The sequence below is a fragment of the Streptomyces sp. ICC1 genome (assembly GCF_003287935.1).
GTDB classification, from domain to species: Bacteria; Actinomycetota; Actinomycetes; order Streptomycetales; family Streptomycetaceae; genus Streptomyces; species Streptomyces tritrimontium.
Window position 1 is genome coordinate 762,091 of record NZ_CP030287.1, and the last position, 14,211, is coordinate 776,301.

15 protein-coding genes, 1 tRNA gene and 2 pseudogenes are annotated in these 14,211 nt (G+C 71.3%); 14 read left to right on the forward strand and 4 right to left on the reverse strand.

The features are described 5' to 3' along the window. Positions 1-66: 66 nt before the first annotated feature. Positions 67-1,647 carry a helicase HerA-like domain-containing protein gene (locus DRB96_RS03590; protein WP_112446724.1) on the reverse strand — a complete coding sequence of 527 codons (1,581 nt, stop codon included), beginning with the start codon at positions 1,645-1,647 and terminating at the stop codon, positions 67-69. A gap of 88 nt (positions 1,648-1,735) precedes the next feature. On the opposite strand from DRB96_RS03590, the gene DRB96_RS03595 reads away from it, so the two are divergent. Next, complete coding sequence (locus DRB96_RS03595) at positions 1,736-2,032, forward strand: type II toxin-antitoxin system VapB family antitoxin (protein WP_112446725.1); 297 nt, start codon at positions 1,736-1,738, stop codon at positions 2,030-2,032. A gap of 232 nt (positions 2,033-2,264) precedes the next feature. Beyond that, on the forward strand, positions 2,265-2,918 hold the full coding sequence (locus DRB96_RS03600; RefSeq protein ID WP_112446726.1) for a LytR C-terminal domain-containing protein: 654 nt from the start codon (positions 2,265-2,267) through the stop codon (positions 2,916-2,918). A 123-nt stretch (positions 2,919-3,041) separates the two neighbouring features. On the opposite strand, the gene upp is transcribed toward DRB96_RS03600, so the two are convergent. Then, positions 3,042-3,677, reverse strand: a complete 636-nt coding sequence (gene upp, locus DRB96_RS03605) for a uracil phosphoribosyltransferase (RefSeq protein ID WP_112446727.1) — start codon at positions 3,675-3,677, stop codon at positions 3,042-3,044. Between the two features lie 225 nt (positions 3,678-3,902). Between upp and DRB96_RS03610 the strand changes: the two genes are divergently transcribed. The 10 genes from DRB96_RS03610 to DRB96_RS42660 all read left to right on the forward strand — a co-directional run bounded on the left by DRB96_RS03610 (position 3,903) and on the right by DRB96_RS42660 (position 10,914). Then, complete coding sequence (locus tag DRB96_RS03610; protein WP_239516093.1) at positions 3,903-4,844, forward strand: universal stress protein; 942 nt, start codon at positions 3,903-3,905, stop codon at positions 4,842-4,844. Positions 4,845-4,956: 112 nt separating this feature from the next. Further along, on the forward strand, positions 4,957-5,130 hold the full coding sequence (locus DRB96_RS43660; RefSeq protein ID WP_204357627.1) for a hypothetical protein: 174 nt from the start codon (positions 4,957-4,959) through the stop codon (positions 5,128-5,130). A gap of 217 nt (positions 5,131-5,347) precedes the next feature. After that, complete coding sequence (locus tag DRB96_RS03615; RefSeq protein ID WP_112446728.1) at positions 5,348-5,917, forward strand: hypothetical protein; 570 nt, start codon at positions 5,348-5,350, stop codon at positions 5,915-5,917. 86 nt (positions 5,918-6,003) lie between these two features. Continuing rightward, positions 6,004-6,432, forward strand: a complete 429-nt coding sequence (gene tadA, locus DRB96_RS03620; protein WP_239516769.1) for a tRNA adenosine(34) deaminase TadA — start codon at positions 6,004-6,006, stop codon at positions 6,430-6,432. 67 nt (positions 6,433-6,499) lie between these two features. Further along, positions 6,500-6,586: transfer RNA gene (locus DRB96_RS03625), tRNA-Ser, on the forward strand. Positions 6,587-6,804: 218 nt separating this feature from the next. After that, a complete protein-coding gene (locus tag DRB96_RS03630) occupies positions 6,805-7,095 on the forward strand; it encodes a hypothetical protein (protein ID WP_112446730.1) in 291 nt (96 codons plus the stop codon). 414 nt (positions 7,096-7,509) lie between these two features. Next, positions 7,510-7,671, forward strand: coding sequence for a hypothetical protein (locus DRB96_RS43665; RefSeq protein WP_204357628.1), 162 nt, complete (start codon positions 7,510-7,512; stop codon positions 7,669-7,671). A 432-nt stretch (positions 7,672-8,103) separates the two neighbouring features. Further along, positions 8,104-8,991 carry an RNA polymerase sigma factor SigF gene (locus tag DRB96_RS03635; RefSeq protein ID WP_112453188.1) on the forward strand — a complete coding sequence of 296 codons (888 nt, stop codon included), beginning with the start codon at positions 8,104-8,106 and terminating at the stop codon, positions 8,989-8,991. 245 nt (positions 8,992-9,236) lie between these two features. Continuing rightward, the gene (locus DRB96_RS03640) at positions 9,237-10,091 is read left to right on the forward strand and encodes an RNA polymerase sigma factor SigF (protein ID WP_112446731.1); all 855 of its coding nucleotides are present in this window, start codon (positions 9,237-9,239) and stop codon (positions 10,089-10,091) included. A gap of 76 nt (positions 10,092-10,167) precedes the next feature. Continuing rightward, positions 10,168-10,914 carry a hypothetical protein gene (locus DRB96_RS42660; protein WP_162689050.1) on the forward strand — a complete coding sequence of 249 codons (747 nt, stop codon included), beginning with the start codon at positions 10,168-10,170 and terminating at the stop codon, positions 10,912-10,914. Positions 10,915-10,982: 68 nt separating this feature from the next. Here the strand turns inward: DRB96_RS42660 and DRB96_RS03655 are convergent, their stop codons facing one another. Next, on the reverse strand, positions 10,983-11,222 hold the full coding sequence (locus tag DRB96_RS03655; protein WP_112446734.1) for a hypothetical protein: 240 nt from the start codon (positions 11,220-11,222) through the stop codon (positions 10,983-10,985). A 122-nt stretch (positions 11,223-11,344) separates the two neighbouring features. On the opposite strand from DRB96_RS03655, the gene DRB96_RS03660 reads away from it, so the two are divergent. Continuing rightward, positions 11,345-11,785 (forward strand): MarR family winged helix-turn-helix transcriptional regulator, encoded by a 441-nt coding sequence (locus DRB96_RS03660; protein ID WP_204357629.1) that lies wholly within the window; start codon positions 11,345-11,347, stop codon positions 11,783-11,785. A gap of 14 nt (positions 11,786-11,799) precedes the next feature. Then, positions 11,800-13,362 (forward strand): annotated as a pseudogene (locus DRB96_RS03665) (MDR family MFS transporter); the annotation flags it as partial. Positions 13,363-13,414: 52 nt separating this feature from the next. On the opposite strand, the pseudogene DRB96_RS03670 reads toward DRB96_RS03665, so the two are convergent. Beyond that, positions 13,415-14,073, reverse strand: a pseudogene (locus DRB96_RS03670) (TetR/AcrR family transcriptional regulator). Between the last annotated feature and the right edge of the window lie 138 nt (positions 14,074-14,211).

The following is a 14,211-nucleotide window of genomic DNA, read 5'->3' on the forward strand; positions in this document are numbered from 1 at the left end:
CGAGTCTCGCAGCCCCGGCAGCCCCGGCGGTACGGGTTCCCCGGGGCACGTCGGTCGGGCCGGAGCTCAGCGGCGCCTGCGGGCCGTCCCGAAGATCGACCGGGAGATCTCCCGGCCCAGCTGCGTGCCGATCGAGCGGGCCAGGGAGCGGAACAGCCCGCTGCCCACCACCTGCTCCGCCAGGGAGGGGTCCGGCTTCGGCGCGTTCCGGGCGGCCTTCTCCGCCTCCTTCGCCTGCTTCTCGGCCTCCGCCGCGGCGGCCGCGGCCTCGGCCTCCGCCTCCGCCGCCGCCTGCTCGGCGCTGATCTTCTCGTACGCCGACTCGCGGTCGACGGGCTCCGCGTAGCGCGAGTACAGCAGGGAGGACTTCACGGCCTGGTCCAGCGCCGCCGCGTCGATCGGCCCCATCAGCGACTGCGGAGCCCGCAGCCTCGTCGCCGCCACCGGGGTCGGCGCCCCGTTCTCGCTGAGCACGGTGATCACCGCCTCGCCCGTGCCCAGCTGCGTCAGCAGCTCCTCCAGGTCGTAGGCGGAGTTCGGGAAGGTCTTCACCGTCGCCTTCAGCGCCTTCGCGTCGTCCGGGGTGAAGGCGCGCAGCGCGTGCTGCACCCGGTTGCCGAGCTGCGCCAGCACGTCCGCGGGCACGTCCTTCGGGGTCTGCGTGACGAAGAAGACGCCGATGCCCTTGGACCGGATCAGCCGGACCGTCTGCGTGATGGCCTCGAGGAAGGCCTTCGAGGCCCCGTTGAACAGCAGGTGCGCCTCGTCGAAGAAGAAGACCAGCTTGGGCTTCTCCAGGTCGCCGACTTCCGGCAGGTCGGTGTACAGATCGGCCAGCAGCCACATGAGGAAGGTGGAGAAGAGCTGCGGTTTGTCCTGGACCGCCGGGAGCTCCAGGACGGAGACCAGTCCGCGCCCGTCCGCCGCCGTTCGGAGGAATTCGCTGGTGTCGAATTCCGGCTCCCCGAAGAATTCCGCCGCGCCCTGTTGCTCGAAGGCGGTCAGCGCCCGCAGGATCACCCCGGCGGTCACCGTGGACAGTCCGCCGATGCCCTTGAGCTCCGCTTTTCCCTTGTCGGAGACGAGGAAGGCGACCACCGCCCGCAGGTCCTTGAGGTCGATCAGCTCCAGGCCCTTGGCATCGGCGTAGTGGAAGATCAGCCCCAGGGACTGCTCCTGCGTCTGGTTGAGCTGGAGCACCTTGGACATCAGGACGGGCCCGAAACTCGTGACGGTGGACCGCAGCGGGATCCCGGGGCCGATGCCGCCCAGCGAATAGAACTCGCTGGGAAAGCCCGTGCCCCGCCACTCCTGGGCCACGTCCGCGGCCCGCTGCGCGACCTTCTCGTTTTCCGCGCCGGGCGCGGAAATGCCCGAGACGTCGCCCTTGATGTCCGCCAGGAACACCGGAACGCCGTTGGCCGACAGTTGTTCGGCGATGAGCTGGAGCGTCTTGGTCTTGCCCGTACCGGTGGCTCCCGCGACCAGTCCGTGCCGGTTGAGCATCGACAGCGGAATGCGGATCTGGAGCTCCGGAAGGCAGGCTCCGTCCCAGAGCAGGGCCCCCAGATCGAGCGCTGGTCCGGTGAAGGCGTACCCGGCGGCGATCTGGCCGGCCGGGGACGCGGGGGCGGTGCTCTGGCTCATTTATCACTCCCGAAATAGCGCTATTCGCCACCTTTGCACCGTCATCGCAAGGCTGCGCCCGCAGGCCCCTGCCCGGTAGGCTTTCCGTGTGATCTTCAAGCGCATCGGAAATAGGCGGCCGTACCCCGACCACGGCAGGGAAACCACCCGGCAGTGGGCGGATGTCGCCCCGCGTCCGGTCCGGCTCGACCAGCTGGTGACGACCAAGGGCCAGCTCGACCTCGAAACGCTGCTCGCCGAGGACTCGACCTTCTACGGCGACCTCTTCGCCCACGTCGTGAAGTGGCAGGGCGACCTCTACCTGGAGGACGGGCTGCACCGCGCCGTCCGCGCCGCGCTCCAGCAGCGCCAGGTCCTGCACGCGCGCGTCCTCGAACTGGGCTGACCCGCACGAACGGGCTGACCCGCACGACCTGGGCCGACCCGCACGACCCGCACGACGCGCCACCGACACACCGGCGCCGCGCCGCCCCGCCGGGTCCTCGCGCTGCTCTCGCCAGCGCTGAAGGGCCCCCTCCGGGTGCCGGTTGCGTCCCGGTTGCGCCTTTCGGGTCACCCTTGCCCTATCAACAGATGATTCAGTGGGCATCGGCAGCGGTCGGCATTACGCTGCGCACATGAGCATGCTCACACCCCCTGGCATGGGCGGAAAATACCGCGTCACGGGAGCGGCTTACCCCCGCATGTCCCGCCCGCGGCGCCGCCGCCGGATCGTCCTCATCGTGCTCGGATCGATCGTCGGGCTCGCCCTGATCGGTTACGGGGCCATGCAGCTCATCGACGTGTTCCGCGGAGACACGAACAAACGCAACACGGCTGCCGCCGCCAAGGACTGCGCCACCCCCGCCCCCAAGGCGGGCGCCGCGGCCGCGGCCGCGTCCGCCGCACCGCAGGTCGCGCTCCCCCAGCCCGGCCAGATCACGGTCAACGTCTACAACGCCACCCCGCGCGCGGGTCTCGCGAAGGCCGTCGGCGACGAGCTCAAGAAGCGCGGCTTCGTCATCGGCCAGGTCGGCAACGCCCCCGCCGACTTCGACAAAAAGGTCCCGGACGCCGGGATACTGGTCGGCTCGCCGAAGACCGACAAGGCCGCCTTCTCGGTCCTGGGCGCCAACCTGGCCGGCGCCGCCCACCAGACCGACGCCCGCGAGGGCGCCGACATCGACCTGATCCTCGGCGACGCGTTCAAGGAGCTCACCCCGAAGGCGGACGCGGACAAGGCGCTGGCCGCCCTGGCCAACCCCCAGCCCGCACCCGCCAAGAAGTGCTGACCGCCTGATCGCCTGATCACCCGAGCGCCCGAGCGCCTGAGGCCTGGAGCCCGAGGCCTGAGACCCTGGAAACACCGAACGCCCGGACCCCGCGAAGGGGCCCGGGCGTTCTGGTCGTCCGGGCTATTCGGCCGAGCCGTACATGCGGTCGCCCGCGTCGCCCAGCCCCGGCACGATGTAGCCGTGCTCGTTGAGCCGCTCGTCCACCGCGGCCGTCACCACCGTCACCGGCGTGCCCGCGAGCTCGCGCTCCATGACCTCGACGCCCTCGGGCGCGGCCAGCAGCACCACCGCGGTCACGTCGTCCGCGCCGCGCTTGATCAGCTCCTTGATCGCCGCGACGAGCGTGCCGCCGGTGGCGAGCATCGGGTCCACCACGTACACCTGGCGGCCCGAGAGGTCCTCCGGCATGCGCGTCGCGTACGTGGAGGCCTCCAGGGTCTCCTCGTTGCGGACCATGCCCAGGAAGCCCACCTCGGCGGTCGGCAGCAGCCGGACCATGCCGTCGAGCATGCCGAGCCCGGCGCGCAGGATCGGTACGACCAGCGGGCGCGGGTGGGAGAGCTTCACACCGGTGGTCGGGCCGACCGGGGTGACGATGTCGGCCTGCTCCGTGCGCACGTCCCGGGTGGCCTCGTACGCGAGCAGGGTCACCAGCTCGTCGGCGAGGCGCCGGAACGTGGCGGAGTCGGTGCGCTTGTCGCGCAGCGTGGTGAGTTTGTGCGCCACCAAGGGGTGATCGACGACCTGCAAACGCACAACATCCTCCAAGACTCAGCTGTCGGGTCCACCTGCGCCCGCTGCCTGCGGCCCCGCGACCTGCGACCCCGCTACCTGCAAAATTGGTCGCAACCGCGCGACCCACACCCAAAAGGCTACGCGCTGTGCCCGCCCCTTCGCGCCCGAAGCCCGCGCCCGAAGCCGCGCCCGAGGGCGCCAAGGCCTGGAGATGCGCCCCGGCCGGACCCCGACCACGATTGACGGATGACCAACCCCATGGTGATCGCGGCCGTCGACGGATCCGAGCACAGCCTCAAGGCCCTGGAGTGGGCGCGGGCCGCCGCCGTGCGGCACGGCACCGGGCTGGTCGTCGCCCACGTGCTGCCCGACAGCGTCCAGCTCTACGCGGCACGCCGGTCCTCCCTGCACGACGCCGGCGAGCCGGAGGACCTCGCCGACCCGGTCAGCGAGCGGATACGGGCCCTCCTGGCCGCCCGGGGCCCGCTGCCCTCCGAAGTCCGCTACGAGTCCCTGGAGGGCTCCGTGCCGGATGCCCTGCGGAGCGTGGGGGCGCACGCCAGGATGCTGGTGATGGGCTCGCGCGGCCGGGGCGGCTTCGCCGCGCTGCTGCTCGGCTCGAACAGCCGCGCCGTGGCCACCAGCGCCGCGTGCCCGGTGGTCGTGGTCGCCCACGAGGCCCGCGGCGTGGAGGTGGCCGCCCAGCCCTCGGCCGGCCGGGTGGTGCTCGGGCTGCACGCCTCGGAGACGCCGGACGACGTACTCGACTTCGCGTTCACGGAGGCCGCCGCGCGGGCCACGACCCTCCAGGTGGTGTCGGCGTACGCCATTCCGCCGTCGCCGACGATGGTGATCGACAGCCCCTTCGCGGTGATCCCGCCGGAGATGCTGGTGGGGGAGGACGAGAACGCGGTGCCGGCCGAGCGGGAGATGCTGCGCTCCCAGACGGAGCGGCTGGCGCCCTTCCGCGCCAGGTACCCCTCGGTCCCCGTCGAGCAGGCCGCCGTGCCCGGGGACGCGGCGGGACGCCTCGTCGCGACCTCGAACTCGGCCGCCCTGGTCGTCGTCGGCCGCCACCACCCGCGCCGGCACATCGGGTCCCTGATGATGGGCTCGGTCGCGAACGCCGTGCTCCAGCACGCGCACGGACCGGTGGCCGTCGTTCCCTCTTTGTCGGAATCCGACTGAATTACGCCGAACGAGCACCTGGTCGTGACCGAGGGTGGCATCAAAAGGCCGGTCCGAGGGAAGGTGGGGTGCGGGGGGCGGACCGGACCGGACCATCCAGGGGCGGTGACCCATGCCCGATGACGACCACGAGACACCGGAGACGACGGCACAGCGCAGAGCCCGGCGCGCGCAGTTCCTCCGCGACCTGAACGAGGCCCGGGAACTGCGCGACCGTGTCCAGCCCAGACGGGCCCGAGCGGCCCGCATGCGCCAGCAAATGCGCATGCGCACCTTCCGCTGGTGAGCCCTCCGGGCCGCTCCCGACGGGCCTCGCCGGAACCCCGAACAACACGCGCGGCCAGCGCCACGGCGCGGAAGACCTCTCGCAAAGCCTCCGTTTCTGCCACGATGCCGATTGGGCGGGGCACGGAACGGCGAGCACGACGGCCGTTCCACTCCCCACCCACCTCCGGCCGGGGGGACCTCCAACCGGCACGCCTATGACCAGTGGGAGAGTCACGGTGTATTTCGCCGCACTGCTCGCGCGCACCGAAGACGGGTGGGAAGCGAGCGACCTGGAACTCGACGACGTCGAGTCCCTGAGTGATCTGATCGATCTCGCGCGCTCCGCCGCTGTCGACGACGACACGGTGGTAGCCCTCATCGAACAGGAGGACGCCTGGTTCGGGGTCGTCCGCGTGGACGGCGAGGAGGACCCGCGCTACTTCGTGTCCGCCGCCTCCGCCGCCTCACGCAGCTCGTACGGATCGATGCTGACCGACGAGCTGCTCGGCAAGGACGACGAGGACGACGAACTCGACGAGTTGGACCTCGACGGCACCGAGGACGGCGAGGACGAAGCCGTCTCCTCGTACTCGGACGACGGTCCCGATGACGAAGGGGAGGACGACGACACGGACGAAGAGGTCCGCGCCGGCGCCGAACCGGTACCTTCCGGCCCGCTCGGCGACCCCAGGCTGCTCGACGACCTCGGGGTCAGCCACAAACAACTGATGACCCTCGACGGGGACGCGCTCTCGGAGATCGCCGACTCGCTCGGCGCCACCGAAGTGCTGGAGGGCGTGCGGTAGTGGTCTCCGCGCACCACCCCCACCCCCACCCCCACGGCACCACCACGCACGCACCCGATCCCGTACGGGACCCGTGGCGGGACTCCATGCGCCTGGCGCTCCAGGAGGCCGCCCGGGCGGTGCCGGCCGGCGACGTGCCGGTCGGCGCCGTCGTGCTCGGCCCGGACGGGAAACTCCTCGCCACCGGGCACAACGAGCGCGAGGCGACCGGCGACCCCACGGCGCACGCCGAGGTACTGGCGCTGCGCCGGGCGGCCGCCGCGCTCGGGGAGTGGCGGCTCCCGGGGTGCACCCTCGTGGTGACCCTGGAGCCGTGCGTGATGTGCGCGGGCGCGCTCGTGCAGTCGCGGGTGGCCCGGGTCGTCTACGGGGCGTCCGACGAGAAGGCGGGCGCGGCCGGCTCGCTGTGGGACCTCGTGCGCGACCGCCGGCTCAACCACCGGCCGGAGGTGATCGCGGGCGTGCTCGCGGGGGAGTGCGCGCGGCAGCTGACGGACTTCTTCCGCGCGCTCTGACTCCCCCGGTCCACTTCCGAGGGTATGGATTTCAGAGCACGGGTCTCCTTGGGCTAAGCTCTCTCTCGGTAGCGTGTCCGAGCGGCCGAAGGAGCACGCCTCGAAAGCGTGTGATGGTGCAAGCTATCCGTGGGTTCAAATCCCACCGCTACCGCTCTGATCGAGAGCCCCCGCCCCGCAAGGGTCGGGGGCTCTCGGCGTTCTCCGGGGCTCGCGGGGCGTCGGGCGCCCCTTGTTCGCCCCTCGTGCGCCCCGGATCCGCCCCGGATCTGTCCCGGATCCGGCACACCTCCGCGGCCGCGACCGCGCTTCCTTGTCTGCCCTCCGGGGGACACCCGCGTGACCGCCCGCCCGCTCGGCCGTTGTCACGGCATGACCAAGACCCAGCGCATGCTCGCCGCCTTCGCCCTCGCGGGGGCCGCCGCGGGCCTCGCGGCTCCCGCCGCCTCCGCCGCCCCCATCGCCCCGCTCACCCTCCCGGACCTGCCGACGGCGGCCCCGGGCATGCCGGAGGGTGCCACGCCGTCTTCGGTTCAGGAGATCGGCGGGCAGGTCGGCGGCGGCCTCAACCAGCTCAACCAGCTGATGGAGCTGCCGAACCAGCTCGCGCCCGTGATCGCCCCGGTCCAGCCGATCACGGACCTGGCCGGCGGCCTGGAGTAAGCGGCCCGAGGCACCCCGAGCGAGGGGTCCGGGGCAGGAGCGGCCCGGCACGGACGGCGGACAACGCGAAGAAGGCCCCGACCGGAGTCGGGACCTTCGACGGTTGGGACGGGGGAAGTGGCATCGGGGGGACAAGCCACTTCCCCCGATGAGGACGGAACCTGCCAGTCCAAGCCGCAGTCAGGGGGGAAGCTTGCGGCTCGGACCCCGCAGTGAGGTCCTGTCCCTCGCTCACCGATTTCCTGCCAGAACCGGTGGGCTTGTCTTCAATCCTGCGCCCCCCGGAAGGCTCGGCACACCGACAAAAGGCCCGGACCGCCGGGTCATTGGTCCTTAAAGGGCAGGTGAGGGTTCGAACACGACCCGTTAGACTCCACCGACCTTGCAGGACCGGTTGGGGAGGCCGACGCCCACGTGGAAACCAAGAAGCTGATCTCGGGCGCCCTCGTCGTCTTCGTCCTCTTCATCATCATCACGCAGCCGGTGAAGGCCGCCGACATGGTCCAAATAGGCTTCCAAGGAATCTCGGATGCCGCCACGGCGATCGGCGAGTTCATGACCGAACTGGTGCGCTGACCCCGTACGCTGAAGCGGTTTCCGGACTTCCCGGCCCCCCACTCCGACGGGTGGGGGGCTTTTTGCGTTCTCAGGCATGGACATGATGTCCCGATATGCCCAACTTGCCCTCAACACGTGGTTATACGGTGCTTGCACACAGTGCACATGTCTTGTGATGCTATGACCGCTTTTGACGGATGAATCGATGACGTGACGTGAAGGGGTGGCGTGACCGTGCCGGCCAGTACTGCGCCTCAGGTGCCACCCCAGCAGGACCCTCAGCAGGAGCACCCGCAGGAGCCGCGCCACGGCTCACCGCAGGCCCCGGCACCGGCCCCGCTGCAGACACCGCCCCAGGGCCCGATCCACGGGCTGACCCAGACCCCACCGCAGGCCCAGCCACAGAGCTCGGGCCAGAGCTCGGTCCAGGCCCAGAGCTCGGTCCAGGCCCTGCCCCAGCCGCAGCAGCCGCAGCCGCAGGCCCAGGCCCAGGCCCAGGCCCAGGCTCCCGAGTCCCACGTACCGCCCCAGCACGAGGCGCCCGAAGAGCCCCCGGCGGCCCCGAGACCGCAGAGCCGGGGCGCCGACACCCGGGCCCTCACCCAGGTCCTGTTCGGGCAGCTGAAGGACCTGCAACCGGGCACCAGCGAACACACCCGGGTGCGCGGGGCCCTCATCGAGGCCAACCTCCCCCTCGTCCGGTACGCGGCCGCCCGCTTCCGCAGCCGCAACGAGCCGATGGAGGACGTCGTCCAGGTGGGCACGATCGGGCTGATCAACGCGATCGACCGGTTCGACCCCGAGCGCGGGGTGCAGTTCCCGACCTTCGCGATGCCCACGGTCGTGGGCGAGATCAAGCGGTACTTCCGCGACAACGTCCGCACCGTCCACGTCCCGCGCCGCCTCCACGAGCTGTGGGTCCAGGTCAACGCCGCCACCGAGGACCTCACCACCCTGCACGGCCGCAACCCGACCACCCCCGAGATCGCCGAGCGGCTGCGCATCGGCGAGGACGAGGTGCTCTCCTGCATCGAGGCCGGCCGCAGCTACCACGCGACCTCACTGGAGGCCGCCCAGGAGGGCGACGGGCTCCCGGGGCTGCTCGACCGCCTCGGCTACGAGGACCCCGAGCTGGCCGGGGTCGAGCACCGCGACCTCGTACGCCACCTCCTCGTACAGCTGCCCGAACGCGAGCAGCGGATCCTCCTCCTGCGGTACTACAACAATCTGACGCAGTCGCAGATCAGCGCCGAGCTCGGCGTCTCCCAGATGCACGTCTCGCGGCTGCTCGCCCGGAGCTTCGCCCGGCTGCGATCCGCAAACAGGATCGAGGCTTAACCGGATCGGGTGGAGATCGTTCTACGCGTTTCCTGACAGACCGGCAGTTTCCCGCCCTAGAGCAGGCCTATCGTGTTCTGTCGCTGGAGATACATGTCGACATGGCGCTACAGCGTGTTGCCGACATGTGACATTCTGCTGGAACCGCGTTTGCCGCAGCCCCGCCTCCGGTATTCAGGTGGAGGCTGCGTTCCTCCGACGGGCGCGCAGAGAAGCGCGACCGTCCGCGACCTCAAGGGGGTGGCATGTCCGTAGACCAGGGCAGCTCCAAGGTGCTCACGCTCGTCAAGCAGCGTGAAATGCCGGCAGTGTCCCACCGCTCGGAAGCCATCGACACCCGGATCGACACCCGCACCCTCTCCCGCTCCCTCTTCCACCGACTTGCCGCGCTCGAAGCGGACAGCCCGGAACGCACGTACGTACGCGACACCCTGATCGAGCTGAACCTCCCGCTCGTGCGGTACGCGGCAGCGCGCTTCCGCAGCCGCAACGAGCCGATGGAGGACATCGTCCAGGTCGGCACGATCGGCCTGATCAAGGCCATCGACCGGTTCGACTGCGAACGCGGCGTGGAGTTCCCGACCTTCGCGATGCCGACGGTCGTGGGCGAGATCAAACGATTCTTTAGGGACACCTCCTGGTCCGTGCGCGTCCCGCGCCGGCTCCAGGAGCTGCGCCTGGCCCTCACCAAGGCCAGCGACGAGCTCGCCCAGAAGCTCGACCGCTCGCCGACCGTGCCGGAGCTCGCCGCCGTGCTCGGGGTCTCGGAGGAGGACGTCGTCGACGGCCTCGCCGTGGGCAACGCCTACACGGCCTCCTCGCTCGACTCGCCCTCTCCCGAGGACGAGGGCGGCGAGGGCTCGCTCGCGGACCGCCTCGGGTACGAGGACACCGCGCTGGAGGGCGTCGAGTACCGCGAGTCGCTCAAGCCCCTGCTGGCCAAACTCCCGCCCCGGGAGCGCCAGATCATCATGCTGCGGTTCTTCGCGAACATGACGCAGTCGCAGATCGGCGAGGAGGTCGGCATCTCCCAGATGCACGTCTCCCGGCTGCTCACGCGCACGCTCGCGCAGCTCCGCGTCGGCCTGATCGGCGAATAGCCCGCTGCCCGCTGCTCGCTGCGGCAATCCGCCGCACCGGCTTCCCAATTGACGCAGCGTCAGGAAAACTGCCGGGATGCGAAAGGCATCCCAGTCAGCCGCCCTGATCGCCCTGTGCGCCACGGCCGCCGCCGCCCTGACCGGCTGCGGCGGCCCGGCGCGCGAGGGCTACGTCGCGGTGGGCGCCGTGGGCCCCGGTGCCGAGCGGGGGGCCGGGGCGAACGTGGCACCGAAGGGCGGGATCGAGTTCCAGCCCCTGCCGTCGGCCGCGGGCGGCTCCTCCGCCTCTTCCGACACGTCCGCCTCTTCCGACACGTCCGGCCCTTCCGCCGGTACGCCGCCCGGCGCCCCGGGGGCCCGGCCCCCCGGCGGCTCCGCCCCGGGCGGGGGCGCGGCCACCACCCCCGGCAACCCCGGGGCCGCGCCCGGTACGACGTCTCCCGGCAGCCCGGGCACCGCCCCCGGCGCCGGGGGCGGGTCGTCCGCGAAGCCGGGTACGACACCGGCCGCGGCCACGCCTGCGAAGCTGGGCGTCGGCGCGCCCGTCCGCAGCGCGGCGGCGGAGCGCTGGTGCGAGCAGGTCACGGTGTCGTTCACCAACACGGGCACCACCGCGGCCCGTTCGGGCACGGTCAGCTTCGCGACGCACATCATCGGCGCCCTCGGTGTCGACTGGGCCACCATCACCACGACCCAGCCACTGCCCGCCCCGATCGCGGGCAGCACGACGAAGACGCAGACCTATCGGGTCTGCGTCGAGTCCTGGCGCGTCCCCCTGGGCATGCACATCGAGACCCGCAAGGTCACGGCCGCCTGGAGCTGACGCCCGGGCGCCCCGGACGCGAGCCCGGCCTCAGAGCGCGAGCCCGGCCTCAGAGTGCGAGCCCTGCCTCAGAGTGCGAGCCAGGCCACCACGGCGATCAGGACCACCGCGGCGATGCCGACGCCGATCCACAGGCCCGCGCCCGGTCCGGACTTGCGCGCGGCGCGGTTCTGCATCCGCGAGCCCGGCACCGTCGGCGCCGGAACCGGCTCGTCGACGAACGCCCGGAACATCTGGGTGCTGCCCGCGGGGTCGTAGTCGCCCTCGGGGGCCGGTGAGTTGTGGTTCGAGTTGTGATTCGCAGCCATGCGCAGGACCCTAGCCGGTTTTCCGATTCCTTTACCGCCCAGGTCCCCAATTCATTTGCCTGTAACAACCATCTGATTCTATGGTTGCCCGAAGCAACGAGATTTGGAGGGGAGGCAGCCGCATGACCACGTCACCCGCCACGCGCTACGCGGAGCTGGCCCGCCAGCTGACCGGCATCGGCGCCGTCCGGCGCGACCTCGCCCGCACCCTGCCCGCCGACTGCCCGCCCGGCCCGGCGGCCGTCCTCACCGTGCTCGACCGGCACGGCGAGATGCGGCTCGGCCGCCTCTCCGAGTACCTGGCCATCGACATCTCCGTGACCAGCCGGCACGTCGCGCACACCGCCGACCGCGGCTGGATCACCCGCGACACCGACCCCGTCGACGCCCGCTGCCGGATCCTGCGCGTCACCCCGGCCGGCCGCGCGCTCCTCACCGAGCTCGCCACCCGCCACACCAGCGCACTGGAGAAGGCCCTGCCCGACTGGTCCGACACGGACATCGACCACCTCAACATCCTGCTGGCCCGACTCCGATCGAGCTTCACGCTTCCAGACAGCTAGACCGAAGGAAACACATGGCTACGACCACACCCACCGGTGTGCGGGGAGGCGGCCGGTCGGAGGCCACGTCCGACAGCACTCCCATGACCCACCCGCAGATCATGAAGGCGCTCTCCGGGCTCATGCTCGGCATGTTCGTGGCGATCCTGTCCTCCACGATCGTCTCCAACGCCCTGCCCCAGATCATCGGCGACCTCGGCGGCACCCAGTCCTCCTACACCTGGGTGGTCACCGCGGCACTGCTCTCGATGACGGCGACGACCCCGCTGTGGGGCAAGCTCTCCGACCTCTTCAGCAAGAAGCTGCTCGTCCAGATATCCCTGGTGATCTACGTCCTCGGCTCGATGGTCGCGGGCATGTCCCAGAACACCGGGATGCTCATCGCCTGCCGCGTGGTCCAGGGCATCGGCGTCGGCGGCCTCTCCGCCCTCGCCCAGATCGTGATGGCCGCCATGATCTCCCCGCGCGAGCGCGGCCGGTACAGCGGCTACCTCGGCGCGGTCTTCGCCGTCGCCACCGTCGGCGGCCCGCTGCTCGGCGGGGTCATCACCGACACCAGCTGGCTGGGCTGGCGTTGGTGCTTCTACGTCGGCGTCCCGTTCGCGGTCATCGCGCTGGTCGTGCTCCAGCGGACCCTGCACCTGCCCGTCGTCCGGCGCGAGGTCAAGGTCGACTGGCTCGGTGCCTCGCTGATCAGCGCGGCCGTCTCGCTGCTGCTGATCTGGGTGACCCAGGCCGGCAGCTCCTACGCGTGGATCTCCTGGCAGACCTGGGCGATGACGGGCGGCGCGGTCGCCCTCGGCCTGCTCTTCGTCCTCGTCGAGTCCCGGGCGAGCGACCCGATCATTCCGCTGCGCCTCTTCCGCAACAAGACCATCAGCCTGGCTTCGGCAGCCTCGCTCTTCGTCGGCATCGCGATGTTCTCGGGGACCGTCTTTTTCAGCCAGTTCTTCCAGTTGGCCCGTGGCGAGTCCCCCACGATGTCCGGGATCCTCACGATTCCGATGATCGGCGGGCTGTTCGTCTCCTCCACCGTTTCCGGTCAGGTGATCACCAAGACCGGCAAGTGGAAGGCCTGGCTCGTCTCCGGCGGCGTGCTCCTGACGGCCGGCCTCGGCCTGCTGGGGACCCTGCGGTACGACACCGAGTACTGGCACATCGCGGTCTTCATGGTGCTGACCGGCCTCGGCCTCGGCATGATGATGCAGAACCTCGTCCTCGCCGCCCAGAACCAGGTGGCTCCCGAGGACCTGGGCGCCGCCAGCTCGGTCGTCACCTTCTTCCGCTCCCTCGGCGGCGCGATGGGCGTCTCCGCCCTCGGCGCGGTCATGGCCAACCGGGTCACCCACTACGTCCAGGACGGGCTCGCGGCCCTCGGCCCGAAGGCCGCGGCGATGGGGCACGGCGGCACCGCCGGGGGCGGGATCCCCGACCTCGACAAGCTGCCCGCGCCGTTCCGCACGGTCGTCGAGTCCGCGTACGGGCACGGCGTCGGCGACGTCTTCCTCTACGCCGCCCCCACCGCGCTCCTCGCGCTCGTGCTGGTGGTGTTCATCAAGGAGGTCGCCCTGAAGTCGAAGCCGGCGGCCCACGCCCCGACCGCGACCGAGTGACCCCCCGCCCGCGGCCTTACGGGGCTGCGGGCGCGGCGGGCCGGACGTGTGCCTCGATGCCCGCGATCAGGACGTCGAGCGCCAGGCAGAACTCCCCGTCGGGCGGCCGCCGGACCGTGCCGCCGCAGCCGTGCAGGAACTGCGAGACGGCCAGATGGGCACCGGTCCGCGCGGCGTCCGGCAGGCCGGTGGCGTCCAGCAGCCGCTGCAGGGCGGCGTCGAAGTCCCGGGCGTGCGGGCCGATGTTCGGATGCGCGGCGGTGAGCGGAGCCACCCACGGGTGCTCCACCACCAGCCCCCGGTAGCCGCGGGCCAGAACGCGGAGCCGGCCCGGCCGGCCCTCTCCCGGCGCCCCGGGAAGCCGGAGAAGCCGGAGAAGCCGGACGAGCTCGCCCTGGGCGCTGTCCAGGGCGAGCTCGAGCAGATCGTGCTTGGTGTCCACGTACCAGTAGAGGGACATCGCGGTGACCCCGAGCCCGGCGGCGAGCCGCCGCATGGAGAACCGGGCCAGTCCCTCGGCGTCGAGCAGCCGCACCACCTCGGCGGTGATCCGCTCCCGGTCGAGCCCGGAGGGGGCCTCACCGCGCCGCCTGGCGGGGCGGCGGGCCGTGCGGCGGGCCGTGCGGCGGGCCAGACACTGGTCCGGGCCTTGCCGGGATCGGCCGCGGTCACCATGGAGGCACCCTCCTCACGACACGGGATCGGCCCGAAATGCCCGGTCCGCCCCCCTTGATGCTAGTGCTGTGACCGGAAAGGTCCACCGGGTCGGCAAACCTTCCCGGCCACAGCACCAGGGGGTGTGTTCGGCGCGGC